Annotated in this window: 26 protein-coding genes and 1 pseudogene; 17 read left to right on the top strand and 10 right to left on the bottom strand. The window is 46.1% G+C overall.

From position 1 onward, the window contains the following. The first annotated feature begins 187 nt into the window (after window positions 1-187). From JQ822_RS15585 to JQ822_RS15525, 13 genes are all read left to right on the top strand, one after another. The gene (locus tag JQ822_RS15585) at window positions 188-1,582 is read left to right on the top strand and encodes a cytochrome-c peroxidase (protein ID WP_213134217.1); all 1,395 of its coding nucleotides are present in this window, start codon (window positions 188-190) and stop codon (window positions 1,580-1,582) included. Window positions 1,583-1,994: 412 nt separating this feature from the next. Beyond that, a complete protein-coding gene (locus tag JQ822_RS15580; protein ID WP_213134216.1) occupies window positions 1,995-2,666 on the top strand; it encodes a PIG-L deacetylase family protein in 672 nt (223 codons plus the stop codon). 9 nt (window positions 2,667-2,675) lie between these two features. Then, window positions 2,676-3,872 (top strand): glycosyltransferase, encoded by a 1,197-nt coding sequence (locus tag JQ822_RS15575; protein WP_213134215.1) that lies wholly within the window; start codon window positions 2,676-2,678, stop codon window positions 3,870-3,872. Next, entirely contained in the window at window positions 3,850-4,431 is a 582-nt protein-coding gene (locus JQ822_RS15570) for an acetyltransferase (RefSeq protein WP_213134214.1), read from the top strand. Before JQ822_RS15575 ends, JQ822_RS15570 begins: the two co-directional genes overlap by 23 nt. A gap of 1 nt (window position 4,432) precedes the next feature. After that, window positions 4,433-5,206: a YaiO family outer membrane beta-barrel protein gene (locus JQ822_RS15565; protein WP_213134213.1), complete on the top strand. Its 774-nt coding sequence runs from the start codon at window positions 4,433-4,435 to the stop codon at window positions 5,204-5,206. Window positions 5,207-5,653: 447 nt separating this feature from the next. Next, window positions 5,654-6,193, top strand: coding sequence for a fimbrial protein (locus JQ822_RS15560; RefSeq protein WP_213134212.1), 540 nt, complete (start codon window positions 5,654-5,656; stop codon window positions 6,191-6,193). A gap of 74 nt (window positions 6,194-6,267) precedes the next feature. Continuing rightward, window positions 6,268-6,855 carry a fimbrial protein gene (locus tag JQ822_RS15555; protein ID WP_213134211.1) on the top strand — a complete coding sequence of 196 codons (588 nt, stop codon included), beginning with the start codon at window positions 6,268-6,270 and terminating at the stop codon, window positions 6,853-6,855. A 124-nt stretch (window positions 6,856-6,979) separates the two neighbouring features. After that, window positions 6,980-9,481: a fimbria/pilus outer membrane usher protein gene (locus JQ822_RS15550; RefSeq protein WP_213134210.1), complete on the top strand. Its 2,502-nt coding sequence runs from the start codon at window positions 6,980-6,982 to the stop codon at window positions 9,479-9,481. A gap of 91 nt (window positions 9,482-9,572) precedes the next feature. After that, window positions 9,573-10,304 carry a fimbrial biogenesis chaperone gene (locus tag JQ822_RS15545; protein ID WP_213134209.1) on the top strand — a complete coding sequence of 244 codons (732 nt, stop codon included), beginning with the start codon at window positions 9,573-9,575 and terminating at the stop codon, window positions 10,302-10,304. Window positions 10,305-10,327: 23 nt separating this feature from the next. Further along, window positions 10,328-10,888, top strand: coding sequence for a pilus-assembly fibrillin subunit (locus JQ822_RS15540; protein ID WP_213134208.1), 561 nt, complete (start codon window positions 10,328-10,330; stop codon window positions 10,886-10,888). Between the two features lie 15 nt (window positions 10,889-10,903). Further along, window positions 10,904-11,461: a fimbrial protein gene (locus JQ822_RS15535; RefSeq protein WP_213134207.1), complete on the top strand. Its 558-nt coding sequence runs from the start codon at window positions 10,904-10,906 to the stop codon at window positions 11,459-11,461. Then, a complete protein-coding gene (locus JQ822_RS15530) occupies window positions 11,454-12,035 on the top strand; it encodes a fimbrial protein (protein ID WP_244848957.1) in 582 nt (193 codons plus the stop codon). The genes JQ822_RS15535 and JQ822_RS15530 overlap by 8 nt, the downstream gene beginning before the upstream one ends. Window positions 12,036-12,112: 77 nt before the next feature. Further along, window positions 12,113-13,165, top strand: a complete 1,053-nt coding sequence (locus JQ822_RS15525; protein ID WP_213134206.1) for a PapG chaperone-binding domain-containing protein — start codon at window positions 12,113-12,115, stop codon at window positions 13,163-13,165. A gap of 371 nt (window positions 13,166-13,536) precedes the next feature. On the opposite strand, the gene JQ822_RS15520 is transcribed toward JQ822_RS15525, so the two are convergent. Next, window positions 13,537-13,758 carry an ANR family transcriptional regulator gene (locus tag JQ822_RS15520; RefSeq protein ID WP_213134205.1) on the bottom strand — a complete coding sequence of 74 codons (222 nt, stop codon included), beginning with the start codon at window positions 13,756-13,758 and terminating at the stop codon, window positions 13,537-13,539. 109 nt (window positions 13,759-13,867) lie between these two features. Here JQ822_RS15520 and JQ822_RS15515 point away from each other — a divergent pair, with 109 nt between their 5' ends. Next, complete coding sequence (locus JQ822_RS15515; protein ID WP_213134204.1) at window positions 13,868-14,692, top strand: helix-turn-helix transcriptional regulator; 825 nt, start codon at window positions 13,868-13,870, stop codon at window positions 14,690-14,692. Between the two features lie 27 nt (window positions 14,693-14,719). On the opposite strand, the gene JQ822_RS15510 is transcribed toward JQ822_RS15515, so the two are convergent. The 4 genes and pseudogenes from JQ822_RS15510 to JQ822_RS15500 all read right to left on the bottom strand — a co-directional run bounded on the left by JQ822_RS15510 (window position 14,720) and on the right by JQ822_RS15500 (window position 18,503). Next, complete coding sequence (locus JQ822_RS15510; RefSeq protein ID WP_213134203.1) at window positions 14,720-15,535, bottom strand: AraC family transcriptional regulator; 816 nt, start codon at window positions 15,533-15,535, stop codon at window positions 14,720-14,722. A gap of 271 nt (window positions 15,536-15,806) precedes the next feature. Next, a pseudogene (locus tag JQ822_RS24410) lies at window positions 15,807-16,073 on the bottom strand (hypothetical protein); the annotation flags it as partial. Window positions 16,074-16,200: 127 nt separating this feature from the next. Further along, complete coding sequence (gene gorA / locus JQ822_RS15505) at window positions 16,201-17,556, bottom strand: glutathione-disulfide reductase (RefSeq protein WP_213134202.1); 1,356 nt, start codon at window positions 17,554-17,556, stop codon at window positions 16,201-16,203. Between the two features lie 104 nt (window positions 17,557-17,660). Then, window positions 17,661-18,503, bottom strand: coding sequence for a 23S rRNA (adenine(2030)-N(6))-methyltransferase RlmJ (locus JQ822_RS15500; RefSeq protein WP_213134201.1), 843 nt, complete (start codon window positions 18,501-18,503; stop codon window positions 17,661-17,663). Between the two features lie 215 nt (window positions 18,504-18,718). On the opposite strand from JQ822_RS15500, the gene prlC reads away from it, so the two are divergent. Together prlC and rsmJ are read left to right on the top strand one after the other, a co-directional pair. Further along, window positions 18,719-20,761, top strand: coding sequence for an oligopeptidase A (gene prlC, locus JQ822_RS15495; RefSeq protein WP_213134200.1), 2,043 nt, complete (start codon window positions 18,719-18,721; stop codon window positions 20,759-20,761). Between the two features lie 8 nt (window positions 20,762-20,769). After that, a complete protein-coding gene (gene rsmJ / locus JQ822_RS15490) occupies window positions 20,770-21,519 on the top strand; it encodes a 16S rRNA (guanine(1516)-N(2))-methyltransferase RsmJ (RefSeq protein WP_213134199.1) in 750 nt (249 codons plus the stop codon). A gap of 43 nt (window positions 21,520-21,562) precedes the next feature. On the opposite strand, the gene JQ822_RS15485 is transcribed toward rsmJ, so the two are convergent. Then, window positions 21,563-22,762 (bottom strand): NAD(P)/FAD-dependent oxidoreductase, encoded by a 1,200-nt coding sequence (locus JQ822_RS15485; RefSeq protein ID WP_213134198.1) that lies wholly within the window; start codon window positions 22,760-22,762, stop codon window positions 21,563-21,565. 230 nt (window positions 22,763-22,992) lie between these two features. On the opposite strand from JQ822_RS15485, the gene JQ822_RS15480 reads away from it, so the two are divergent. Then, entirely contained in the window at window positions 22,993-23,496 is a 504-nt protein-coding gene (locus JQ822_RS15480) for an RrF2 family transcriptional regulator (RefSeq protein ID WP_213134197.1), read from the top strand. A 43-nt stretch (window positions 23,497-23,539) separates the two neighbouring features. Here JQ822_RS15480 and nadS read toward each other — a convergent pair whose 3' ends face one another. The 4 genes from nadS to uspA all read right to left on the bottom strand — a co-directional run bounded on the left by nadS (window position 23,540) and on the right by uspA (window position 26,476). Next, a complete protein-coding gene (gene nadS / locus JQ822_RS15475) occupies window positions 23,540-23,827 on the bottom strand; it encodes a NadS family protein (protein ID WP_213134196.1) in 288 nt (95 codons plus the stop codon). Continuing rightward, window positions 23,824-24,165, bottom strand: coding sequence for a type II toxin-antitoxin system RelE/ParE family toxin (locus tag JQ822_RS15470; protein WP_342344248.1), 342 nt, complete (start codon window positions 24,163-24,165; stop codon window positions 23,824-23,826). The genes nadS and JQ822_RS15470 overlap by 4 nt, the downstream gene beginning before the upstream one ends. A 108-nt stretch (window positions 24,166-24,273) precedes the next feature. Further along, the gene (gene dtpB / locus JQ822_RS15465) at window positions 24,274-25,746 is read right to left on the bottom strand and encodes a dipeptide/tripeptide permease DtpB (RefSeq protein WP_213134194.1); all 1,473 of its coding nucleotides are present in this window, start codon (window positions 25,744-25,746) and stop codon (window positions 24,274-24,276) included. A gap of 292 nt (window positions 25,747-26,038) precedes the next feature. Then, a complete protein-coding gene (gene uspA / locus JQ822_RS15460) occupies window positions 26,039-26,476 on the bottom strand; it encodes a universal stress protein UspA (RefSeq protein ID WP_003023368.1) in 438 nt (145 codons plus the stop codon). Window positions 26,477-26,732 lie beyond the last annotated feature (256 nt).

Below are 26,732 nucleotides of genomic sequence, written 5' to 3'. Positions count from 1 at the left end.
TGAGGTAGCGTCCGATCCCTGTAATAGGCGCAGGCTATTCTAATGATAGTTCCCGCCCATGTAATTGATTGATACTTATCAAAATAATAATCCCCTTATTTTCTATGATGGTCAAGTCTGACAAAGACTGCGCAGTATTTATTTTAATTTCTGGGTCACAATAACTCACAACGGTGAGGGTAAAATAATGAAAATCATTACCCGTCTTACCGCGATTGCTATAGCAGGCATCGTGATTTGTTATTTTGGATTATCCGGTTATGTGTGGTATCACGATAATCAACGTAGCAAACAGGCTGATGTTCAGGCCTCTACGCTGGAAGCCAATAATAAGGTATTAGGATTTTTACGCGAAAAGGGATGCGATTATTGTCACACGCCTTCAGCTGAATTGCCTTTCTATTCTTCCTTTCCTGTCGCTAAACAATTGATGAATTACGACATTCAACTGGGATACAAATCGTTCAATCTTGAAGCCGTTCGCGCCGCTCTGATTGCGGATAAACCTGTTTCGCAAAGTGATTTGAACAAAATCGAATGGGTGATGCAGTACGACACCATGCCGCCTACGCGCTATACCGCGCTGCACTGGGCCGGTAAGGTTAGCGATGCGGAGCGAGAGGAAATTCTTGGCTGGGTAGCCAAACAACGCGAGCAGTACTACGCCAGTCGCGATACCGCAACTCAGCACCGCAATGAACCTGTACAGCCAATACCGGAAAGCATTCCGACTGACGATCGCAAAGTGGCGCTTGGGTTTACGCTTTATCATGACCCACGTATCTCTGGCGACAGCACAATCTCCTGCGCGCACTGCCACGCCTTAAACGCAGGCGGCGTGGATGGCAGGAAAACGTCAATTGGCGTCGGTGGTGCCGTTGGCCCTATCAATGCGCCGACGGTCTTTAACTCGGTCTTTAACGTTGAACAGTTCTGGGATGGCCGTGCGCCAACATTGCAGGCGCAGGCGGGTGGTCCACCGCTCAATCCGATTGAAATGGCGTCTAAATCCTGGGATGAAATTATCCAGAAACTGGACAAAGACCCGGCCTTGAAGCAAGAGTTTATCGCCGTCTATCCTCAGGGATTCAGCGGGGACAATATTACTGACGCGATTGCTGAGTTTGAGAAAACGCTGATTACGCCAAATGCACCGTTTGATAAATGGCTACGTGGTGATGAAAGTGCGTTAACGGCCCAGCAAAAACAGGGTTATCAGTTATTTAAGGATAATAAGTGTGCGACCTGCCATGGCGGTATTATTTTAGGCGGACGCTCATTTGAACCCCTGGGCTTGAAAAAGGACTTTAATTTTGGCGAAGTCACTGCGGCAGATATTGGTCGTATGAATGTAACCAATGAAGTTCGCGATAAGTTGCGTCAGAAAGTCCCTGGATTACGTAACGTCGCGCTGACTGCACCTTATTTCCACCGCGGTGATGTGCCTACGCTTGATGGTGCGGTAAAACTGATGCTGCGTTATCAGGTGGGTAAAGAGCTACCGCAGAAAGATATCGACGATATCGTGGCGTTCCTTGAAAGTCTCAACGGGGTATATACGCCGTATATGCAGGGTAAATAATAAATAAACAGGATGGCGTCCGGCCTACACTCAGCAATGTCTGTAGGCCGGATTCTTCCACCAACAAAGAACTGTCAGATGCTGTTGCATTTATGGTTACCGCAAGAGCCATCTCGACATGTGTCATATCTGGATGTCAAAGAGGATAGTCGATACTTTAATTTAATCTTAATGTATATATGATGTTTTTCTAAGCCTGATCTTAAATAATATTATTTTATTATCGATTATTGGTAAAGCTTCCTGTGTAGAATAAAAATGTCCGAGAGTGATTAAACGTTTTTGTGCCTCTTTGGTTATAGCAGCGAATCTAAATAGTGGCAAAGAACGATTGCATTAGTATGTTGTTATGTTTGGTGTCAGATATTGTGGCACTTTACTCTCATCATAAAATCTACAAAATGAAAAAATATTGGATAAGGTGTTAAAGTCAGTGATCCTTTCTCAATCAAATAAAAGAAAAGGCATACTTGCTATTGGTGCACACCCTGATGATATAGAACTGGGTTGTGGTGCATCTCTTGCGCGTCTTGCGCGAAAGGGGATTTATATTTCTGCTGTAGTAATGACGGCCGGTAAGTCTGGCACTGATGAACCTATTGATCGTCATCAGGAATCACGTGAAGCATTAAAAGTTTTAGGCTGCCAGCAAACCATTCATCTTGATTTTGCCGATACTCGCGCCCATTTTCAACTCAATGATATGATTTGTGCTCTAGAAAACATCATTCACCATGAAATTCCATCGGATGTTGAAATTGGGCGAGTATATACCATGCACAATGCTGATCGTCATCAGGATCATATGGCGGTCTATCAGGCTTCAATGGTTGCTTGCCGTACTATTCCACAAATTCTTGGCTATGAAACCCCAAGCACATGGCTTTCATTCATGCCTCAGGTTTTTGAATTATTGGAAGAAGAAGATTTCAATTTAAAACTTAAAGCTTTAAGTAAACATAGAAGTCAGAGTAAACGTGATTATATGTGTCCTGAACGTTTGCGTGCTGTCGCGCAGTTTCGTGGACAGCAAATTAATAGTAATTATGGAGAAGGCTTTGTTATTCATAAAATGATTCTATGAGCATATATAATGAAAACTATCATTTTCGTATTTATGGCTGTAGCTATATTTATATGGTTTCTTAGTACATTAAGACAAAAACCAAGTCACAAAAAAGGATGTGTTGATGTTATTATTCCAGCATATAATGAAGGGCCTTGCCTAAAACAATCATTGGAAAATCTTTTACTGAACCCTTATTTCTGTAAGGTGATCTGCGTTAATGACGGCTCCACTGATAATACCGCGGAGGTAATGGAAGAAGTAAAACAAAAATGGGGTGGTCGTTTTATTGCTGTGACACAAAAAAATACCGGTAAAGGTGGGGCGTTGATGAATGGCCTTAATTACGTTACCTGCGAACAGGTTTTTTTAAGTGATGCTGATACTTACGTTCCGCCAGATAACGATGGTATAGGGTATATGCTGGCGGAGATTGAGCGTGGCGCGGATGCTGTGGGCGGAGTTCCCTCTACAACATTAAAAGGGGCGGGTTTTTTACCCCATATCAGAGCCACCGTAAAGTTACCGATGATCGTTATGAAGCGAACATTGCAGCAGTTGCTTGGAGGGGCTCCATTTATTATCAGTGGCGCATGCGGGATGTTTCGAACGGATGTTTTGCGTAAGTTTGGTTTCTCCGATCGGACAAAAGTAGAGGATCTGGATCTCACCTGGACGTTGGTCGCCAATGGCTATTGTGTTCGTCAGGTCAATCGCTGTGTTGTCTATCCGCAAGAATGTAACAGCCTGGGTGATGAGTGGCGTCGTTGGCGACGCTGGATTATTGGCTATGCGGTATGTATGAGATTACATAAATCACTCCTCTTTAGCCGCTTCGGTATATTCAGCATTTTTCCTATGGTTATGGTAGTGCTTTATGGCGTAGGAATTTATTTGGTTACCTGGGTTAATGAATTTCACGCTACCGGGGTTCATGGTGTGGTACAAGCTATATTTCCTTTTCTTTGGGTAGGTGTGGTTTGCCTGATTGGTGCTTTTAGCGCGTGGTTTCATCGTTGTTGGGTATTAGTACCATTAGCGCCACTTTCTGTTCTATATGTTTTATTAGCGTACGCTATCTGGATTATTTATGGACCTATTGCCTTTTTTACTGGACGTGAACCCCAAAGAGATAAACCTACACGCTATTCGGCCTTGGTGGAAACGTCAGAAACTTATTCCCGCCCTTCTTCCACAGGAAGTGAGAGACTTTCTGAAACTTGATACCAAAAAGGACAAAATTCAAATTGCTGATAATGTCATTATAGATGAAAGTGCTGGAGAAGTTGTTATTGGTGCCAATACACAAATTTGCCATGGTGCTGTTATTCAGGGACCTGTAGTGATTGGCGCTAACAGTTTGATTGGCAATTATGCCTTCATTCGTCCAGGCACAGTGATTAGCAATAGTGTGAAAGTTGGGTTTGCAACCGAAATTAAAAATGCGGTTATTGAATCCGAAGTAACTATTGGGCCACAGTGTTTTATCTCCGACTCTGTTGTTGAGCATCAGGCATATCTGGGAGCACAGGTGCGTACCAGTAACCATCGTCTGGATGAGAAACATGTATCAGTTCGCACCCCATGGGAAACTATTTCAACTGGGTGTGAAAAACTAGGGTGCTATATCGGTCAGCGCTCACGACTTGGTGTACAGGTGATTATTTTACCAGGGCGAATTATTGCTCCGGGTACTCAACTTGGCCCACGTATTATAGTGGAAAGAAACTTATCTTCCGGAAATTATGCCCTCCGGCAAGAGCTTATTTGCACAGGTGATTAAAATGATAAAACAAGCATTATTAGCGGCAGGTATTTTTAGCACATTGCCAGCTTATGCAGGATTAAAATCAATTACTGCAGGCTATGATTTTATCGATTATTCTGGAAACCATGGTACGCGCAATGTGGCTTATGCTGAAATGGTCGCAAACGTTGATAGATCAACATTGCTTTTGAATATTTCTCAGGGAAAACGCGATTATGAGACCGAGCGTTTCAATGCCACGAGAGGTCAGGGTGCTGTATGGTATAAATGGAATAACTGGCTAACGACCCGTACAGGTATTGCCTTTGCTGATAATACCCCAGTCTTTGCACGACAGGATTTTCGTCAGGATATTAATCTGAACCTGCTGCCAAAATCCGTGTTCAGCACTGGATATCGCTACACTAAATATTATGATGATGCTGAAGTTAATGCATGGCAAGGCGGCATTGGTCTCTATGTCGGTCAACTTATCGCCAATTATCGTTACACTCATTATGATTCAAGTCATACGGGAGGCAGCTATAGCAATATGATCTCCTTTCGGCTGAAAGACTCACGTGGGGATGGTTATACTCAGTTGTGGCTGAGTCGTGGCACAGGCGCTTACATTTATGACTGGTCTCCTGAGACCCTTAGCGGAAGTATGAAGAGCATAAGTCTCCAGCGTATCCAGCCGCTTACAGCGCAGCTTAATCTGGGATTGACGGCAGGTAAACGTTGGTATGACACACCCACGAATGAATACAGTGGATTACAATTTGCAGCTCAGATTTCGTGGAAATTCTGACTTTCCCATAATAAATGGCTCTGACGGCAGATTCGTGCGGCAGAATATTAATTGGAACCGTTCTCGGGTACTTGTCGTCGGGGCTAGCCCACCAGCCCCTGTTCTATATTCCCCACTAGCCCAGTTGGTATCTTTTATTACAAGTTTTCATATCCGAATCTCTGTGCAGTAGTTGCCGCAAGCAGTGCGTCACCACACTGCTTATATAGTACATGAATATCTTTTTTGCTTTCGAAATGGCATTGTAATGGCTTGTAATCCGTGTTTTTTCTTATAATTAGTAATAAGTGATAAAATTTTAACAATATTAAATATAGCTCTTGCTAGTCATGATTTGTTTTATAATAATTTGAGCAACCCGAAATTATTAGCGTCATTTTGAATGCCATTAGTTCTCGGTGTTTAATTTATTGTGTACTAGTTAAAGAAGGATTGAGGTTTAATTTTATGAAGAAAAGTTTAGTAGCTGGTGTTGTAGCTATGGCGATGTTTTCTTTTGGCGCCCAGGCTAAAGGCCAGGGTGTTGTTAACTTCAAAGGTTCTGTAATTGATGCACCATGCGGGATTGCATCTGAATCAGCAGATCAAACTATTGATTTCGGCCAGATTTCTAAGGCGCATCTAGAGGCTGATGGTATTTCGGTTAAGAAAAATCTGGATATTAAACTTGTTAATTGTTCTCTGGCTAATACAGCGCCCGGGGCCAATCCAACGGCTTTTAAAACCGTAAAAGTTGCGTTCTCTGGCACGACTATAGGTGCTAAGAAAGAAGAATTAGGTACTGCGGGGGACACGGGTACTGTAATTGTTGTGTCTGACGCTGGTGGCAATCTGGTTGACTTTACGGGAGCTGACGGTGCAGCAAGCAACCTTAAAGAAGGCGATAACACCCTGCGTTATAGCGCATGGGTCAAAAAAGCGAATGGTGGCACTCTGAAAGAAGGTGATTTCACCGCCGTTGCGAACTTTAACCTGACCTACCAATAATTAGCGCTTGCTTCTTATATAATAAAAAGCAGAACTATTTATAGTTCTGCTTTTACTCGGAATGGAATATCAAAATGAACTGGCGCTTTGCTTTTATTATAACGATATTCTGGAGTTCAGCATTATATGCTACCTCCTCATTACCTTTCCCTCCTCCGGGGATGACACTGCCGGAATATTGGGGGGAAGAGCATGTATGGTGGCATGGTCGTGCAAATTTTAAAGGTCAGGTCATTCTGCCTGCCTGTACGTTGGCGATGGAAGATACGTATCAGGTAATCGACATGGGAGAAACACCTGTACGGGATTTACAGAATAGTAGTGTTGGAGCGGAAAAGAAATTTCGCCTGAGGTTACGTAATTGCGAGTTGGCGGGTACTGGGAAACGAGTTTATACGGCAAGTCGAGTGCGTGTAACTTTTGAGGGGGTGCATGGTGAAACTCCCGATAAATTCTTATTACTCGGGAGTTCTCAGGGCGTAAGCTTACAAATACTGGACCAGCAAGGTTATCCGGCTAAGTCTGGAAAGGTGATGCCCCCATTATTATTGAATGGGAATGAAGATGAGTTCGATTATACCTTACGACTTGTCCGCAACGAATACCCACTAAAAGCTGGGAGTTATTATTCCGTATTGCGGTTTAAGGTCGATTACGAATAATAGCTTAACTGTATTTCATTAAGCATATCCATCATACATGATGGTTTTATTTCCTTGTTGTTGGAGGAATATAGCTTTCGTTTGTCGGAATCACTCTGATTCGTGTTAAAAGTGATGATTGATAATGGAAAAGAATAATTATTTTACCGTTAATAACATTACCTATGCGTTGATGCTTTCACTATCGGGTGTGCCGGCTTACGCTGTAGACTTTAATACTGATGTTCTGGATGCGGTAGACAGAAAAAATATTGATATTTCCCGATTCTCACAAGTGGGATATATCATGCCCGGGCAGTATCAAATGGAATTAATAGTGAATGGGCAAGGCGTTTCACCCACTGCGTTTTCTGTAACATTTCTGGAGCATCCAACACAAGGAAAAGGCGAGGAAGAGTCATTACCGCAGCCATGCCTGACCCCTGAAATGGTTAACAGAATGGGGCTAACTGAAGAATCTCTGGAGAAAGTTACCTACTGGAACAATGAACAGTGTGCTGATTTCAGCCGTTTGCCGGGGGTCGAAATTCGCCCAAATACGGCACAAGGTATGCTTCACATTAACATGCCACAAGCGTGGCTGGAGTACTCTGATGCGTCTTGGCTACCACCGTCACAATGGGATGATGGTATTCCAGGATTGTTGTTTGACTATAACATTAACGGGACAGTAAATAAGCCGCACCAGGGAGGACAGTCTCAGTTACTCAGTTATTACGGTACAACAGGTATCAATGTAGGGGCATGGCGTTTACGTGGAGACTACCAGGGTAATCTTAACCATACCACTGGTAATGCAGGGGGGACGGAGAGTCAGTTCACCTGGAATCGATTTTACATGTACCGTGCACTCCCGCGTTGGCGTGCTAACTTAACGCTGGGTGAAAATTACATTAATTCAGAAATCTTCAGTCCCTGGCGATACATTGGTGCCAGTCTGGAGAGCGATGATCGCATGTTGCCGCCAAAACTACGTGGTTATGCTCCGCAGATTACGGGGGTTGCCAATACGAATGCCCGTGTTGTGATCTCGCAACAGAATCGAATTCTTTATGATTCAACTGTCCCGGCTGGACCATTTTCGATCCAGGACTTGGATAGTTCTGTTCGTGGACGCCTTGATGTAGAAGTTATTGAGCAGGATGGACGAAAGCAAACATTTCAGGTTGATACGGCGTATGTGCCCTATCTTACCCGACCTGGTCAAATTCGCTATAAACTTGTCTCAGGTCGTTCGCGTAATTACGAACACACTATGGAAGGTCCGGTTTTTATATCCGGCGAAGCATCATGGGGGATCGGTAATAAATGGTCTCTCTATGGCGGCAGCATTTTTTCGGAAGATTATAACGCCCTGGCTGTTGGTCTCGGCCGTGATCTTAATGAATTTGGTACTGTATCTACGGATGTTACCCAATCCGTGGCTCGACTTGAGGATGAAACAAAACAAGGTAAGTCCTGGCGTTTAAGTTATTCAAAACGTTTTGATGATGTAAATGCAGATATTACATTTGCAGGGTATCGTTTCTCAGAGCGTAACTATATGACCATGGAACAGTACCTTGATGCCCGTTATCGCAATGATTTCACGAGACGTGAAAAGGAGATGTATACCGTTACGTTTAATAAGAACTTCGTAGACTCAAATACATCCGTTAACCTGCAGTACAGCCATCAGACATACTGGGATCAGAAAATGTCTGATTATTACATGGTGTCAGTGAACAGATATTTCGATGCTGCTGGCTTGAAAAATGTTTCTTTGGGATTGTCTGCCTCCCGTTCGAAATACCAGAACTACGATAACGATTCGGTATTTCTGCGGTTGTCCGTTCCTTGGGGAAGCACAACACTTAATTATAGCAGCAGCATGAGTAACGATCGTTACACTAACACCGTAGGGTACAGCGGTACCCTGGATGGTGGGTTAAGTAGCTACTCGTTGAACGCAGGTATGAGCAATGGCAACAGCTTGCCGTCTCAAACACAGATGAGTGGGTTCTTTAGCCACAGCAGCCCACTGGCTAATATTGCAGCCAATTTTTCAACAGTGCAGAACGGTTATACCTCATTTGGGGTGAGTGCTTCAGGTGGTGCAACCATTACAGCACAGGGGGCAGCCCTGCATGCGGGGGGTATGAATGGTAGTACCCGCTTACTGGTCGATACTGACGGTGTTGGAGGAGTACCCGTCGATGGTGGTCGAGTTTCGACCAACGATTGGGGTATTGGTGTTGTGACAAATGTGAGCAGTTATTATCGTAACACTACCTCAGTTGATATGAAGAAGTTACCAGCAGACATCGAGGCTCGTCGTTCTGTGGTGGAATCCGTCCTGACCGAGGGTGCAATAGGATATCGTAAATTTGAAGTTCTAAAGGGGAATCGCTTATTTGCCGTGTTGCGTATGGCTGATAACAGTTATCCACCCTTTGGTGCAAGCGTAATGAATGCTAAAGGCCGTGAACTGGGAATGGTCGCAGACAGTGGACTTTCTTGGTTGAGTGGGGTAACCCCCGGAGAAAGATTGAATGTGAGTTGGGACGGAAAAATACAGTGCGTCGTAGATATTACGGAGAAGCTAAATCCAGACCAACAATTACTGTTGCCATGCATAAAGGCATAGAAGGCCGTTATTCACTCGGAGTATGGAGATATATTCTCCATCCGATTATTTATGTGCGATTTATCAGAACATAAAATGAGAGAGGTTTAATATGTTGAAAGTAACACCAGTATTTAAGAATATATTGATGACTGCAGCATGTTTGACTGCAGCACCTATTGTTAATGCGGCCGTTTCCCTTGACCGCACCCGAGCCGTTTTTAACGGTGGGGAAAAAACAATGACTCTCAATATTTCCAATGACAACAATCAATTACCATACCTTGCTCAGGCATGGATAGAAAATGAAAAGCAAGAAAAAATCACAACGGGACCGATTGTTGTTACACCACCAGTACAACGCCTTGAACCTGGTGAAAAAAGTATGGTGCGCCTTTCCAGCACCCCGGAAATAAATAAACTCCCTCAAGATAGAGAGTCTATTTTCTATTTCAATCTTCGCGAGATTCCGCCTAAGAGTGACAAGGCGAATGTTTTGCAAATAGCACTGCAAACGAAGATAAAACTTTTTTATCGACCTGATTCTATTAAAGCAGAACCTAATGCTGTATGGCAGGATCAGTTAGTACTCAATAAAACCAGTGGTGGTTACACAATTGATAATCCAACACCATACTATGTAACAGTAATAGGTCTGGGGGGCAGCAAAAAACAGGCAGAAGAAGGTGAATTTGAACCGGTGATGCTGGCTCCTAAGTCTTCAAAAACAGTTAAATCAGGTAGCTACACTACACCGTATCTGAGCTACATAAACGATTACGGTGGGCGCCCAGTCTTACAATTTAGCTGCAGTGGAGATCGTTGTACGGCGGTGAAAAAGTAATGGTAATAGCCCGGAGCGGAGTGATGAAACTGGTCGCGGCCAGAGTTTTTCTGGCTGTTCTAATGGCAGGCTATATCGTAAATAACGTGTTATATGCAAATGAGTGGGTGAAGCAAGAAGAATTTTTGCATGTGGACGAGACGCGTCATCAATGGGTGAATGAAAGGAATGGTCGCACCGGCATGCTGGTAGTCAGTGGCGCGCTGTTGTCTTCTCCCTGTACCCTGGAAACAAATGAAATTGATTTGCATAAGGACATGCAACCGCAAGGAATGCTTGAACGGTACGTGTTTAAGCTAAAGCTTGTAGGGTGTGGTGACGGTGATGCAAAAATACAGGCAGGTCGTGATAAGACCATAGCTACACAAAGTGCCCTTTTATACAACCGAAAGGGGGGGCAGCCGGCAGAGCAAAAGATGCTCAGTAATGGAAAAGTAGCACTGGAGAATGGGCAAAACCATCTCATATATTACATGAGCAAAAATCAGCGGCAAGCCCTGGTAAGCCAGAATAGATCAGACCACACGCATATGGCACCACTTGCGAGTAGCTCATTGTTGCATCTACTGCTGGGGTACGAATAAAAGAGGGGGGGGATAATGAAAAGAATGACCTTGGGAATTGCTGTTTTGCATTTGATTGGGAGTATTGCTTTTTCAGCAAAAGCAGTGGACATCTCATTCATTGGTGATTTAACAGATTACCCTTGTAAGATTGACACTGGTAGTGATAATCAAACGGTTCATTTTTTAAAATATCCTGTAAAAAATTTTCATATAAGTCCTGGTAACATGCCGCCTCAGAAATTTAGTATTCGTTTGCGTGATTGTGATGCAAACTCTTCATGGAAAATAGTGAAGTTTAGATTTTCCGGTAAGAATGAACCTCAAATGAAGGAGAGGAGTGATTATTTTCTTAGTGTCACTGGTTCGGGAAATGAAGGAAAGCTGGCTATAGGGTTACTTGATACGGATGGGAAAACTCCACTTAAATTAGGTGAGAATCATAATCATTCGAATGGTACGCCTTTAATTGATGGTAGTATGAATTTTGATTTTTTTGCATATGTCCAAGCAACGCCAGATGCCATTTCGAATAAAAGTGTACAGCCGGGAGAATACGAATCTTTGGCCAGGTTTGAGATTACGTATGAATAATGCCAGTGCTATCAATATAAACAGTAAAATATTTTTGATGAAAATGAAAGTAAAAAATGGAATTCGGATTCTAATTGCATGTTTTCCATTAACTCTCGGCAGTGCCCTGGCTGAAGAGGTTCAAATAGAAATAACAGGGGAAATTTATAATGAGCCGTGCAAAATAAATAACGACGCGAGCTTTGAGATTAATTTTGGAAAGGTATCAATTCAAGAAGTTGATGGTAATAAATTCAAACAGACAAAAACAGTTGAAGTTCTGTGTGTGAATAATTCGGGAGTGCCCTATATAAGTTTTACATCAAACACCGGTGTGCAAGGTGAGAATATTCTAAAGACTACAGGGGTAAATGCCTCATCTTTAGGGATTGCCCTGTACCAGGGAGATTCTGTTGACAGTCGTTTCCCTTTGAAGGTCAATGTAGATAAAGATAAAATTAAAAAAGGGTTATCTCAAATAAATACTGAAAGAAGTCATTTTACCTTTACTGCTGCACCTTATAAGTATGGGAGCGAGGCACTTACTGCTGGTACATTTAGTGCAACGGCTACCATGAATATTTTTTATGTGTAATCGTATTTGTTTTATTACTTTGTTATATATCGTTATATAAAAACCACTATTAAATACTATCTAAACTAGAGGTATATATGCGATTTTTATTTCTGTGTGCATTCATTGCTAGTCAATTTTCGACTCCAGTACATGCTGATTATATAGGGACATTACCACATCTTGGTTATGTGACTTACGGTTTTTTTTGGACAGCACCAAATGATGGTTTTGAAATGGGTAGATTAGAATACAATGGAAATGCTATATCAAGTATTCCTGTAGCATTAAATTCTATTACGCCGGGGAATCTATATCTTAAAGCTAAATTTTGTAAAACCAGTAATTTTGTATCAGTAGATATTGAAGGCCTTGATTATTATCTTTTTCTACCGAAAAAAATAAGTGCAAATGGTGTAGAGATACCAATCAGTATTGGCCAAACACCATCAGATACTACTGTTATTGACAGGACAGGACATTATGCTTTATATAAAAAAATAGAAGATAGACGCATGCCCTTAACACAGTATCGATGTTATGCCGACGGGCATGTTACTAATTATGGCCCTGTGGCATTTGATTCATCCTTACTTCTTGATGTACGACATCTTGGTGTGGGTCATTATACGGGGTCTATACCGATGAGGATAGGATTTGCTTCGTACTATTCTAGTAGAATTATGCACCAATGGCTTTCAAGATGGCCGCTGGATAGTATTGATGATATTTCAACTACCCAGGCCTCGCTTCCATTCGATATTACAATCAATAATAAGTGTGAGGTGTTTCCAAGTAAAATAGAACTGTCACATGGAGGGCATTCAATTTCATCTGCAGATGGTCATACTACGAGTAGTTCTATAAACATTAAGTGTCAACTTCCTAGTGATGTTAAGTTTAAATTAACCCTAAAATCTCTAAATACTCCGACAACTGAATACTCTGATGGTGTGGGTGTTGGATTAGGAAATGGTTGGGATTCTGTTTTGACAGTAGAAAACACAAATATTTCCGCGTCATCACCTTCTGCGGATATCACTATATCAGGAAACGGTAATTTAACTATTCAATCAGTATTAAAAAAGACTGCGAGTAGTCAACCGGGAAATTTAAGTGGTGCAGCTGTAATGGAAATTTCCATACCATGATGTCGGTTTAATACCTGGCACGATTGATCGTTAAAAAGTTGCTGAGTAAAGTGCCTTTCTGAAAAGTGATCGCTTTGCAGAAAGGCACTTTCTACCTGTTCTATATCACTGGAATTCGCCCGCTGTTTATTCTATTCCGCTTTCACCCAGATTGCTGCAGGTTTTCGATGAACCTTTTAAATAGGGCATAACCAGTCCGCTACACTGACGCTTTCCTGGTTGAATCGGGATGGTATCATTCTCTATATTAAAACAACGAAAATAAATTATTTCATTGTTTATACTCATGATGATTTGTAAACGGCTTGCTATAATGAATTATAGCTAGCATCGCATATGCAAAACTTTAATTCTGAAACGTATTATTAGTATTAGATATCTTGATTTTTCTTGTGTGACGAAATTTGTTTTAAACAAAATTTTTTTCTACGGATAGCCCATTCAATATTTTCATTACTTAAAGCATACTGCAATGCTTTCTCCCAAAATTGAGCTGCGAGATCATACTTCCTCTTTCTTTCTGTGTTGGAGGCGATATGTGCATAAAATCTAAATTGGTTTAGTGCTTTATCTGACGGCATACTTATCTTCATAAATACATCTTTGGACTTGTTATCATGGGGTATTCGTAATTTTATCATTAGACGGGTACAGAATTAAGTGTTAGCATTGATAAAAATTTAATACTCTGAGGTGTGATTTATGGACAGCAAAGAGATTGTGGATGGTGTGATTAAAAAAATAGAAGCAATGATTTATAATAAAGACAACATCAGTGTTGTTGATGTGGCAAATATGTCAGGGTATAGTAAAAGACATATACAAAAAATATTTAAAATCTTCACAGGTATGAACATTAGTACCTATATCAGGAAAAGAAAACTAACTCAGGCTGCTATTCTTTTAAAATTAACCAAAAAAAAGATTTACCATATTGCGATGGAATTGAATTTTTCGACTCAACAATCATTTACACGTGCGTTTTTACGAGAGTTTAATGTTACTCCTTTAGAATATCGAAATGAATCGGGTTTTGATTGTACTGGTTTATTTTTGGGGGTATCTATCAATTTATACATTAAAAGTCCAGTGATGAAGGTAATTGATTCTTTAAAATTGAATACTAAGGAGTTTCATTATCGTGATAGTTTATTGGGTAAGCCATATTCCAGGAGTAACAATATCAGATTGCAAGAAGTAACTTCTATTCTCTCGGCAAAAAATGAAGCAGTTATTGTAACGACATTCGATCCAAGCTCATATAAAACGGAGATTAACTTAGTGGCCATGATTGGTTATAGCGATGCAACCAATTATAACTATGAAACTTACAGTGGGTGTTATTGGGAGCTTGAGTACAATGGTACATGGGAAGAATATATCATATTTGGTCGTTTTTTTATATTGTTCATTGATTTTAAAATTGATCTATTCATAATTGAATGTATTCAATTAAATGGTAAGGCAAGGGATGGGCAGCAGCTATATTGTGTGAAAGTATATCTACCCACCCCTCATAATGGGTAATGATTTATAAACGTAAATCACTTATATTTAACTTCTAAAGTAAATAATAAATTGTTTTGGTGTAATGCCAAAATAGTCTTTAAAGTTTTTTATAAAATAAGATGGACTTGAGATCCCTACATCTCGCGAGATTTGATGTATTTGCAATTCATTTTCAAGCAGTAATTGCATTGCTTTATTCATTCTAATCTCAACTAATAAATTATTAAATGATGTTCCCTCTGACTCAAGACGCTTTCTGACAGAGACTTCTGAAATATTAAACTCATCGGCAATCATATTCAGACGCCATTTTCTAGATGTGTTTTCTTCAATCATATTTCTAACCTTATCTGTAAATGTAATAGCTGCAGATACGATTAATGAGTTAATGATTTCTTTCGATCGCCCAATTCGTGAGATAATATTAGCTAATTTGAGTATTTTTAGTGGTTGGTCCGTAGTAGACTCAGCACGGTTGAATTCCTCTATATATTCCTGGCGCCCTTCAACACCAATAATTTTATTATGGGGTTTTCTTGCAATCACCTTTTCATCAAGATAGTAACTGTGTGTTGCTTTAAAAACATCTTTGAGCATAACCAATTCTTTTTTGTCAAGACGTATAACTCTATATGGTTTTATCCCTGGGAGTGATTTTTTTATTTTGCAAGAGAATTTTATTCCGCGCTCTATAAATACAAAAGTCCTTTGCGGGAAAAACAAAGTCTCATTATTTTTTTGTATTGTTAAATCGCAGTTGTCAGTATAAATGACCAGGTACTTATTTGTCATTATGCTTTCTATTGCGATGGTTTCCGTATCAGTAAAATTCAGTTTGTCCTGTATATTAACCTTTTTCATGAAACCTCCAGAAGCCATCAGAACGATGTGCTTTCAATTACTTTAGCTATCCTGATGGTGGGTGATTTTCTATTTTGTTTTATTTTGAATCTTATGTTTGATATTTTTTTACCAATTTGTGCAAAAGAAATTTTTTTTATCACTTATGTATCGCAAATAACTAGCAGGCTAACTAAATACCTTTGAAAGGGAAGCCGTCTTTAATATTGACTAAACTTTTTTATGAGTTGCCACGGATAATCCAGACACTTCCGAGCCTGGTTTTCATATTACGCCCGCGCGAACTCCGGTATCCAACCAGGGCCTTTATTCCAGCACGTTTCACCTGCCGCCAAGCCCAGTTAACACCGCACCGTTGCCCGGTATCACGCAGGTCGAGATGGATCTTACGATGGCCATAGATGTAACAGCACCTGACGGTTTTTTGTTGGTGGTAAGAGTCTGGTCCGAATTTCTTTATCAAGGCATAAGGACTGTGGATGGTGATACTGGAACGTGTTGCAACACTGGAAACAGAATGACCGCGATTAACAACCTGTTAAACCTGTGTTGATTCAGACAACAAAGCGAGATAGGGCTTACATACATTGATAACAGCAATAAAAAACTGGCCTTTTACAGCCAGTTTTTCAGAATCATAAAGGTGTAGGGATGCGTTTTCTACATTAACCCCTCATGGTCACAAATTCTTCCGATGCGGTCGGGTGAATGGCAACGGTGTTATCAAAGTCTTTCTTGGTTGCGCCCATTTTCAGTGCCACCGCAAAGCCTTGCAGCATTTCGTCCATCCCAAAACCAATGCCGTGAATACCGACAATCTTTTCTTCCGGGCCTACGCAAACCAGTTTCATGCGGCATGGCTGACGGTGTGTGGTGACAGCGGTATACATCGCGGTAAACGATGATTTATACACTTTCACCTGGTCATCGCCGTGCTGTTCGCGAGCCTGTTGCTCGGTTAAACCGACGGTGCCAATTGGCGGGTGGCTGAAGACCACGGTCGGGATGTTGCTGTAGTCCAGATGCTCGTCCGGTTTGTTGTTAAACAGACGCTCGGACAGACGACGGCCTGCGGCAACGGCAACTGGCGTCAGCTCAACGGCCCCGGTGTTATCACCCACGGCATAAATACCCGGCACGCTGGTGTTCTGGAATTTATCAACGACGATGTAGCCTTTTTCGTTGGTTTTCACGCCAGTAACCGCCAGATTGAAGTTGTCGGTTGCAGGTTCACGACCAATCGCCCAAATCAGGCAATCTACCGTTTCGCTACGACCGTCTTCCAGTTGCAGGGTCAGGCTGCCGTCAGCGTTTTTAACCACCGCTTTCGGAATAGCGTGAGTATGCAGAGTCGGGCCTTCCGCGTTCATTACCTCAACCAGCGTGTCGACGATCATTGGGTCAAAGCTACGCAGCGGCGCGTGTTTACGCACGAACAGATGCGTTTGGGCACCCAGGCCGTTAATCACACCAGCCAGTTCAACGGCAATGTAGCCTGCACCCACAACGGCTACGCGTTTTGGCAGGGCTGGCAGTTCAAAGAAACCGTCGGAGTCGATACCGTATTCCACGCCCGGAATATTCGGATGGCTCGGGCGACCGCCGGTAGCAATCAAAATATGATCGGCGGTAATGGTTTCACCGTTCACTTCAATGGTTTTGGCATCCACGAAGCGGGCAAAGCCTTTAATCACATCGACATTATTTTTACCCAGCACGTTATCGTACGAAGTGTGAATACGGTCGATATAGGCGGTACGGGTGGCGATCAGCTTGTCCCAGTCGAATTTGTTGATGGTGGTGTCGAAACCATAATCTGGGCCGTACATGTGGATCGCTTCACGAACCTGTGCGGCATGCCACATCACTTTCTTCGGTACACAGCCAACGTTGACGCAGGTGCCGCCGAGTTCTTTGGCCTCAATCAACGCGCATTTCTGGCCGTACATGGCCGCGCGGTTAATGGAGGCAATACCGCCGCTGCCGCCGCCGATAGCGATGTAATCATAGTGTTTGGTCATGACCGCTCCTTCATGTTCATTGTTGGGCGGAGAAGCGTTATGCCCTCCGCCAAAATATTCGCGATTGTATACCTGAAATCAAAAGGTTCCACCGATGGCTGCGATTACTCCGGCACGATCCAGCTGACCGAGGTATGCCCGATTCCCGTTGGAACCAGTTTGCTGTGCAGCCATGGCAGCACATTGTTCATCTGCTGTTCCAGCTTCCACGGTGGGTTAACCACAATCATGCCGGACGCCGTCATACCGCGCTGATCGCTGTCCGGGCGCACCGCCAGCTCAATTTGCAGGATGCGGCGAATGCCGGTCGCTTCCAGCTCTTTGGTCATGCGCTTGATTTGCTGGCGCAGGACCACCGGATACCACAGGGCATAAGTGCCGGTCGCGAAACGCTTGTAGCCTTCGTTGATGCCGGCGACTACCGCCTGGTAGTCGGTTTTAATTTCGTACGGCGGATCGATGAGGATCAGCCCACGGCGGGAGACCGGCGGTAATTTAGATTTTAACTGCTGATAGCCGTCGGCTTTTGCCACGCGTGCGCGCTCATCTTTCTGAAACTCAGAGCGCAGCAGCGGAAAATCGCTCGGGTGCAGTTCGGTTAATTGCAGGCTGTCCTGCTCGCGCAGTAACTGGCGGGCAATCAGCGGTGAACCCGGGTAGTAGCGCAGTTGGCCGCTACGGTTGAAATGGTTAACCACACTGATGTACGGCTCCAGTTCTGCAGGCAGGTCGTCCTGTTGCCAGATGCGGGCGATGCCTTCCAGATATTCTCCGGTACGTTCAGCGCGCTCACTGCTCAGCTGATAACGACCCGCACCGGCGTGGGTGTCCAGATAGAGAAACGGTTTATCTTTCTCTTTGAGCGACTCGATGATCAGGCTCTGAACCGTATGTTTAAGGACGTCGGCGTGGTTGCCAGCGTGGAAGCTGTGGCGATAACTGAGCATGGGTAAACGTGTTCCAGGTTGTAAACGTAGGCCCGACAAGCTGCGTGCCATCGGGCGAAAATAGAGCATATCGCCACAGTATACAGAAAAGTCGCCACTGCCGCGAAAGCGCAACGCCTGGCATTGAAATCCTCTACACTTAACCCCATTCTACAAATAATATGCATAGCGCCGGTATGCGCGCTTCATTCACTCTTTTCAACAGGACTGCGCTAATGACCAATCCATTGCTGACTCCCTTCGAACTGCCGCCGTTTTCCAAAATTCAGCCGGAGCATGTTGTACCCGCCGTCACTAAGGCACTGAACGATTGCCGTGAAAACGTTGAGCGTGTGGTTGCGCAGGGGGCGCCGTACACCTGGGAAAATCTTTGCCAGCAGCTTGCGGAAGTGGACGATGTCCTGGGGCGTATTTTCTCTCCGGTCAGCCACCTGAACTCGGTGAAAAACAGCCCGGAGCTGCGTGAAGCCTACGAACAAACGCTGCCGTTGCTGTCTGAGTACAGCACCTGGGTTGGGCAACATGAAGGTCTGTACCAGGCGTACCGTGACCTGCGTGATGGCGATCATTATGCCACCCTGAATACCGCGCAGAAAAAAGCCGTCGATAACGCACTGCGTGATTTTGAGCTTTCCGGTATTGGCCTGCCAAAAGAAAAACAGCAGCGCTATGGCGAAATAGCCACCCGTCTGTCTGAGCTGGGCAACCAGTACAGCAACAACGTCCTCGATGCCACAATGGGCTGGACTAAGCTGGTCACCGACGAAGCGGAACTTTCCGGCATGCCGGAAAGCGCGCTGGCTGCCGCTAAAGCACAGGCCGAAGCCAAAGAGCAGGAAGGCTATTTGCTGACGCTGGACATCCCAAGCTACCTGCCGGTGATGACCTATTGCGACAACCAGGCGCTTCGTGAAGAGATGTACCGCGCCTACTCCACCCGCGCGTCTGACCAGGGGCCAAATGCGGGCAAATGGGACAACAGCCCGGTGATGGAAGAGATCCTCGCGCTGCGCCACGAGCTGGCTCAACTGTTGGGCTTTGAAAGCTACGCCTTTAAATCCCTTGCCACCAAAATGGCGGAGAGCCCACAGCAGGTGCTCGACTTCCTGACCGACTTAGCAAAACGCGCCCGCCCGCAGGGTGAAAAAGAGCTGGCTCAGCTGCGCGCCTTTGCGAAAGCTGAATTTGGTGTGGATGAGCTACAACCGTGGGATATTGCCTACTACAGCGAAAAACAGAAACAGCATCTCTACAGCATCAGCGACGAACAGCTGCGCCCGTACTTCCCGGAAAACAAAGCCGTTAACGGCCTGTTCGAAGTGGTTAAACGTATTTACGGCATTACCGCCAAAGAGCGTACCGATGTTGATGTCTGGCACCCGGAAGTGCGCTTCTTCGAGCTGTATGACGAACACAACGCGCTGCGCGGCAGCTTCTACCTTGACCTCTACGCCCGCGAAAACAAACGCGGCGGGGCGTGGATGGATGACTGCGTCGGCCAGATGCGCAAACTTGATGGTTCGCTGCAAAAACCGGTCGCCTACCTGACCTGTAACTTTAACCGTCCGGTCAGCGGCAAACCGGCGCTGTTTACCCACGACGAAGTGATCACCCTGTTCCACGAGTTCGGTCACGGTCTGCACCACATGCTGACCCGCATCGAAACGGCCGGTGTTTCCGGCATCAACGGTGTACCGTGGGATGCCGTCGAACTGCCGAGCCAGTTTATGGAAAACTGGTGCTGGGAGCCACAAGCGCTGGCGTTTATCTCCGGTCACTATGAAACCGGCGAACCGCTGCCGAAAGAACTGCTGGATAAAATGCTGGCGGCGAAAAACTATCAGGCGGCGCTGTTTATCCTGCGCCAACTGGAGTTCGGCCTGTTCGACTTCCGTCTGCACGCTGAGTTTAACCCGCAGCAAGGGGCGAAAATCCTCGACACCCTGGCGGAGATTAAAAAGCAGGTTGCCGTGGTGCCGGGCCCAACGTGGGGCCGCTTCCCGCATGCCTTCAGCCATATTTTTGCCGGGGGTTACGCAGCGGGTTATTACAGCTACCTGTGGGCTGACGTGCTGGCGGCGGACGCCTTCTCTCGCTTTGAAGACGAAGGGATTTTCAACCGTGAAACCGGTCAGTCGTTCCTTGAAAACATCCTGACCCGCGGCGGTTCAGAAGAGCCAATGGAGCTGTTTAAACGCTTCCGTGGCCGTGAGCCGCAGCTGGATGCGATGCTGGAGCATTACGGGATTAAAGGCTGATTATTCGCGTGAAGATCTGCTTACTTGATGAAACGGGCGCCGGAGACGGCGCCTTATCTGTTCTGGCCGCCCGCTGGGGGCTGGAACACGATGAAGACAATCTGATGGCGCTGGTGATGACACCGGAACATCTGGAACTGCGCAAACGCGATGAGCCAAAGCTTGGCGGCATCTTCGTGGATTTTGTCGGCGGGGCGATGGCGCACCGTCGCAAGTTCGGCGGCGGTCGCGGTGAAGCGGTGGCGAAAGCCGTTGGCGTGAAAGGCGATTATCTGCCGGATGTGGTTGACGCGACTGCCGGGCTGGGGCGCGATGCGTTTGTACTGGCATCTGTTGGCTGCCATGTGCGGATGCTGGAACGTAACCCGGTGGTGGCAGCGCTGCTCGACGATGGCCTGGCGCGCGGCTATGCCGATGCGGAAATTGGCCCGTGGTTGCAGAAGCGCTTGCAGTTAATCCACGCGTCCAGCCTGACGGCGTTAACCGATATCACCCCGCGTCCGCAGGTGGTGTACCTTGACCCGATGTTCCCGCATAAGCAGAAAAGCGCGCTGGTGAAAAAAGAGATGCGCGTGTTCCAGTCGCTGGTGGGGCCTGATTTAGACGCTGATGGCCTGCTGGAGCCTGCGCGCCAGTTAGCCACCAAACGCGTGGTGGTCAAGCGCCCGGACTACGCGCCACCGCTGGCAGATGTGGCAACGCCAAACGCGGTGGTCACTAAAGGTCACAGGTTTGATATCTACGCCGGGACAGCGTAGTTTCCAGGCCGGATGAGGCGTTAGCCGCATCCGGCAATACTGCTTACACAAACGGTGCCAGCGGATCGGCAATCTCAAACGCTACTGCGCGGTCGGCCTTCGGCGGATAAATCAGCTCGCTAACAATCGACACTTTCAGCTTCTTCGCTTCTGCACGCGTCAGTTTTACCTGCTGATCCCACCCTTCGCTATATACCGCGCCCCAGGCACCGAGATCCAGACAGGTGACGTAGTTTTCCTGACGGTACGGCAGTGGTGCGACGTCGAGCAGGCTGGCGGCAGCGTTATTCCCGGCAAATTTACCCAACAGAATGGCGTGCTGGCAGGTCATCAGCGCATGGTTGCCCTTATCGTCGGTGGCGGCGTAGGCGACGTCACCCGTCGCGTAGATATCTTCATGCCCTACAACCTGTAGTTCGGTGTTCACATGCAGGCGGCCCTGGCGATCGCGCGGGGCGTCGATCTGTGCCGTTAAGCCGTTCGCCTGCACGCCGACCGTCCAGATAACGGTTTGTGATGCAATCGTCTGTCCATCTTTCAGCGTTACGCCGGACGCGTCCACGCTTTCGACTTCCGCATTGACCTGCCATTCCACGCCCAGCTCCGCAGAGGCCTCGGCGATCACGTCACGCAGTTCCTGACTCCAGCGTGCACCCGGCTGTGGACCGCGTTCAACTACGACAACTCTGGTCTTAGCATCAGCGCCCAGAATGTCGCGCAGGCGACCCGGTAATTCCAGCGCCATTTCGATACCGGTAAAACCGCCGCCGCAGACCACTACGGTATTGCGTGCTTCGCTTTCCGGTTGGTGTGCGAGACCTTTCAGGTGTTGCTCCAGTACGGCTGCACTTTCCAGCTGATCGAGATCGAAGGCGTGCTGCGCGGCTCCGGCGACCATGGAACGGTTTACCTGACTGCCGCTTGCCAGAATCAGTCGGTCGTAGCTGAGAAGCTGTTTTTGGCCCGACGCGTCCGTCCAGCTCACTTCTTTGGATTGCGGAAGCAATTGCGTTACCGTGCCGCACAGGAAGTTCACGCCGGTGACATCAAACAGTGGCTGCAGCGGTGCGACCAGCGTCTGGACGTCATTCTCATAAAAACGCGGGCGTACGCGCAGCTCTGGCTGCGGTGCAATAACTGTAATATCAATAGATTGCTGATGTTTATCCGCCAGTCGTGCGGCGCTTAATGCTGCCCACATACCGGCAAAACCGGCGCCCACGATCAGAATTTGTTTACGCATTGGAGTTTCTCACTGGTAACTACGAATTATTGACTCGGATTTTATTGGTCGTAGTTGCGAATTGCAATGTGATTCCTCATAAACTTACTGGTTTGCATATGATTCTGTATTTATCTATTTGATATTTATCTAATTATATTTTTATTGAACGAGATCGCATTCGGAGATTCTGGAAACTGTAAGCCGAAAAAGCTACAATAACTCAGATTAATATTGGCTGAGATAAGAGAATGGCATTTTACAGTTCCGGGGTTGAGTACGGCATCCATAGTCTGATGTGTATGGTCGATAGTAAGGGCGATGCGCGAGATATGAGCGTGCGGGAAATTGCCGAGTTGCAAAGCGTGCCGTATGACTATCTGGCCAAAATCTTCACCCGCCTGTCGAAGGCCGGGCTGGTGCGCAGCATTGAAGGGAAGGGCGGTGGTTTTCAGCTCGCCAGGCCTGCCGAGCACATCACGGTGCTGGACGTGGTCAACGCCATTGACGGCGACAAGCGCATTTTCGAATGCCGCGAAATCCGCCAGCGTTTAGCCGTTTTCGAGGAACATCCGCCCCAGTGGGCTTGTGAAGGGATTTGCGGCGTGCGCTCAGTGATGGATATGGCGCAGCAGCGCATGGAAGAAGCGCTCGGTCAGCACACAATCCTGGATTTAGCCCGCAAGATGTACCGCAAAGCGCCGGATACTTTTGTGGTGGAAGTGCAGGACTGGATTGACGCGCGTAAAGGTTAACCGCTGAAAATGCCCGATAGCGCAAGGCCGAACGGGCGATATCTCAGGCAATTTTGAAAAGATTGACCATTTCCGGGTTGCGTTCTATAACGCGGAGAACCTTTAAATAGGTTCCAGTTGGAATGCGCCTTTTTTGTTCCCAGGCCTGGATCAAGGAGGATGAAACACCTATCGCCTGTGCAAATTCATCCTGCTTCATTTTGGCTTGCTTTCGAATAGCCCTGACATCTGGAAGCTCATATCGGGTGACCTGGGCGGCAGCTTTGCGACCCTGGCTGATTTCAACGGCCTCGCTTGCCGATTCCATCAGTTCTTTAAAGAAATCATTCATAACGAGCTCTCTTTCAATTGGTGAATGATGGCCTTGAGTGCGTTTTTTTCTTCGCCGCTCAGGTTGTCCTTTCTGCTTTTAGGATAAGCCATGAAAAGCCAGATACGCCCTTCGCCATTTTGAAAATAGTAAATACTACGAATCCCACCGCTTTTGCCTTTGTTGTTGCTTTCGCGTGCGAAGCGGACCTTCCTGCAACCGCCTGTACCCTGAATTAAATCTCCCTCCAATGGATTTATAATGAGCATTTCCTGAAATGCCCGATACTCGTCCTCGGAGAGCAGAGCTTCTCGCTGGCGTGAGAAGACTGAAGTCTCAATAAACTCAATATAGTTCATGGTCATGTCCGTCCATGATGACCTTTTTGTATAAACTATACTCTTACAGCGTAAGACTTAAAAGACAAAAAACCGCGATGTGACTCGCGGTTAATGTTAAAAATAAGCTTACTTACTGCTATCTGGCGTATTAATCATCCGATTCAGCCATGGCACCATAATCGCCATCACCACCGTGACTGCCAGCGTAACCAGACCGATTTTACTAAAGACGTTGGTATAGATAGGCAGCGTTTGTAGCGGGTCGGTGATGTTTTCCGGGACGGCAGTGAACGTCGCCACGTACCCGCCCATCAGGAACGCCGCGGCCTGGGTCAGGAACCACATTCCCAGAATAAAGCCCATCAGGTGCTGCGGCACCAGTGCAGCGACCATTGCCAGCCCCAGGGCGCTAATCAGCAACTCACCCAGACTCTGGAATAGATACACCAGCACGATAAACCACGGTGAAGTCAGCCCCTGCGCATCGGCAAACCACATACCGGCGGCGGCGGCGGTCAGGAAGCCCAGCGAGCACAGGAACATCCCGAGCGTAAACTTCATCGGCATGGTCAGGTCTTTGCCTTTGTTGCCCAGGCGGGTATAAATCACCGCCAGTACCGGGCTGGCAAGCACGACCCAGAACGGGTTCAACGCCTGGAAACTCACCGGGTTGATGGCGAAGCCCAGAATTTCATGGTGTACGTTATTGATAGCAAAGAAGTTCAGAGACGTTGGCATCTGTGCGTACAGCACGTAGAACACCACGGCTTCCAGCATCAGAATAAAGGCCACGAACATCTTATTGCGTCCGGTTTTATCCAGTTTGAATGCCTGGCGGAAGAAGATGATGGTGACCACAATCGACAGGAAGATCAGCACCAGGTTGGCAACCTGAACGTTGTGCATCAGCCAGGCGCACAGGAATACCATCACCACCGTACCGGCCAGTACACAGAGCAGGTTGCGGAATACCAGCGGCTTATGGTCTGGCTCAGAACCAATGTCCTTCACCATCCCACGGCAGGCAAAATAAACCAGCAGCGCGACGATAAGCCCCGCCCCGCACAGGTTATAGGTCACCGCATAGCCAAACTTATCGGCAATAACCGGGGCCAGCGACAGTGACAGCAGGGAACCGATGTTAATCGACATATAAAACAGGGTGAAGGCGCCGTCCAGCCGGGCGTCTTTGGGCGGATAGCATTTTGACAGCAGGCTTGCCGGGTTAGCTTTGAACAGCCCGTTACCAACGGCAATGGTACCCAATGCGATAAAAATCAGATCGGGTTTCAGCAGGGACATCCCGGTCATGAAGTAGCCGATTGCCAGCACAATAGCACCGAGCACCAGCGTGCGTTTGGTACCCAGCAGGTGGTCACCGACGTAGCCGCCAATGGAGATCAGACCGTACACCAGTGCAGCAAACGCACCGAAGGTGATAAACGCCTGTTCCTGAGAGAACCCGAGTTGTTTAACAAAAAATACCGCCAGGATGCCCTGAACGCCGTAATAGCCAAATCGTTCCCATAACTCTACAAAAAAGATCATGAAGAACGGACGAGGTTGCTGCAGCAAGCCCGTAGGTGCAGTTTTATTCATATTCCATCGCCTTTCAAAGCCATCCCGAAAAGTATGAACGCGTATTCTTAAACGCGCCGAAAAAGTCTTATTTTGTTATAGACTGCGGTGATTGGCCGCGCGGGTAGAGTATTATAGAGATAGTTTTCGATCCAATTAGTTGATCACACTAATTATGATTTATTTGTTGGATTGATGTACTGAGGTGTAATGATTTGTACGAAAGGCACAAAAACAAAAACGCCCGCACAGGCGGGCGCTTACAGGCTTAAATGTTTGCAGCGAGGCGGGTTACGCCCCGACAACTAGCATTTTATGCTTCTTCGTCATCTCGCAGCGGAACAATCAACATGTCGACGTGAACGGTGTTGATCAGTTGGCGCGCGGAGGACATCAGCTTGCTCCAGAAATCCTGGTGATGGCCGCAAACGACCAGATCCATGTCGTATTTCTTGATGGCATCAACCAGTACCTGACCCAGATCGCCGCTACCGCTCAGGGTTTCGGTGATAGGGTAGCCTGCGTTGGTGGACAGCTCGGTTAACGCGTGGTGAGTTTCTTCAGAAATGCGCTTCTGCATGTCGCCCAGATTCACGTCGATTAACCCGGTGTACAGGTCGGAATAGTTTACGTCAACGTGGATAAGGGAGACTTTTGCATTGTAAGGCCGCGCCATAGAGACTGCTTTTTCAACCAGAACTTTGCTTTCCGGAGAAAGATCAACCGCGATGAGAATGTGTTTATAAGCCATAGTGTTACTCCTTCCATAAGTTGTCGATGACTAGCCTTCTGGCGATCGTTTGCCGCCGCGTCATCCGCATCCTGCGGACCTTACGCGCGGGGCTAGCCCAGTCGTAAAATATACCCTTTAAGGACTATCCTTACATTATAGCGACCAGGATAATCCGTCAATCCGCCTTGCTTGCCAATTAGTTAAACAAATTTTTCAGTTAATTGCATTGATAGCGATTAACCTTCTGGCAAAAAAATTAACTAATCTCCTACAC

The sequence above is a fragment of the Citrobacter sp. FP75 genome (assembly GCF_018342065.1).
Lineage (GTDB): Bacteria > Pseudomonadota > Gammaproteobacteria > Enterobacterales > Enterobacteriaceae > Citrobacter.
The sequence above is the reverse complement of the archived record's forward strand: the minus strand, read 5'-3'. Positions and strand labels throughout refer to the sequence as shown.

Coding starts and splice junctions, on each gene's coding strand:
- JQ822_RS15545 (WP_213134209.1), top strand. CDS start 9,573: ATGTTGAAAGTAACACCAGTATTTAAGAATATATTGATGACTGCAGCA.
- JQ822_RS15480 (WP_213134197.1), top strand. CDS start 22,993: ATGGCATTTTACAGTTCCGGGGTTGAGTACGGCATCCATAGTCTGATG.
- prlC (WP_213134200.1), top strand. CDS start 18,719: ATGACCAATCCATTGCTGACTCCCTTCGAACTGCCGCCGTTTTCCAAA.
- dtpB (WP_213134194.1), bottom strand. CDS start 25,746: ATGAATAAAACTGCACCTACGGGCTTGCTGCAGCAACCTCGTCCGTTC.
- uspA (WP_003023368.1), bottom strand. CDS start 26,476: ATGGCTTATAAACACATTCTCATCGCGGTTGATCTTTCTCCGGAAAGC.
- gorA (WP_213134202.1), bottom strand. CDS start 17,556: ATGACCAAACACTATGATTACATCGCTATCGGCGGCGGCAGCGGCGGT.
- JQ822_RS15485 (WP_213134198.1), bottom strand. CDS start 22,762: ATGCGTAAACAAATTCTGATCGTGGGCGCCGGTTTTGCCGGTATGTGG.
- JQ822_RS15500 (WP_213134201.1), bottom strand. CDS start 18,503: ATGCTCAGTTATCGCCACAGCTTCCACGCTGGCAACCACGCCGACGTC.
- JQ822_RS15515 (WP_213134204.1), top strand. CDS start 13,868: ATGGACAGCAAAGAGATTGTGGATGGTGTGATTAAAAAAATAGAAGCA.
- JQ822_RS15470 (WP_342344248.1), bottom strand. CDS start 24,165: ATGAACTATATTGAGTTTATTGAGACTTCAGTCTTCTCACGCCAGCGA.
- JQ822_RS15575 (WP_213134215.1), top strand. CDS start 2,676: ATGAAAACTATCATTTTCGTATTTATGGCTGTAGCTATATTTATATGG.
- nadS (WP_213134196.1), bottom strand. CDS start 23,827: ATGAATGATTTCTTTAAAGAACTGATGGAATCGGCAAGCGAGGCCGTT.
- JQ822_RS15550 (WP_213134210.1), top strand. CDS start 6,980: ATGGAAAAGAATAATTATTTTACCGTTAATAACATTACCTATGCGTTG.
- JQ822_RS15520 (WP_213134205.1), bottom strand. CDS start 13,758: ATGAAGATAAGTATGCCGTCAGATAAAGCACTAAACCAATTTAGATTT.
- JQ822_RS15560 (WP_213134212.1), top strand. CDS start 5,654: ATGAAGAAAAGTTTAGTAGCTGGTGTTGTAGCTATGGCGATGTTTTCT.
- JQ822_RS15525 (WP_213134206.1), top strand. CDS start 12,113: ATGCGATTTTTATTTCTGTGTGCATTCATTGCTAGTCAATTTTCGACT.
- JQ822_RS15535 (WP_213134207.1), top strand. CDS start 10,904: ATGAAAAGAATGACCTTGGGAATTGCTGTTTTGCATTTGATTGGGAGT.
- JQ822_RS15555 (WP_213134211.1), top strand. CDS start 6,268: ATGAACTGGCGCTTTGCTTTTATTATAACGATATTCTGGAGTTCAGCA.
- JQ822_RS15510 (WP_213134203.1), bottom strand. CDS start 15,535: ATGAAAAAGGTTAATATACAGGACAAACTGAATTTTACTGATACGGAA.
- JQ822_RS15540 (WP_213134208.1), top strand. CDS start 10,328: ATGAAACTGGTCGCGGCCAGAGTTTTTCTGGCTGTTCTAATGGCAGGC.
- JQ822_RS15530 (WP_244848957.1), top strand. CDS start 11,454: ATGAATAATGCCAGTGCTATCAATATAAACAGTAAAATATTTTTGATG.
- JQ822_RS15565 (WP_213134213.1), top strand. CDS start 4,433: ATGATAAAACAAGCATTATTAGCGGCAGGTATTTTTAGCACATTGCCA.
- JQ822_RS15585 (WP_213134217.1), top strand. CDS start 188: ATGAAAATCATTACCCGTCTTACCGCGATTGCTATAGCAGGCATCGTG.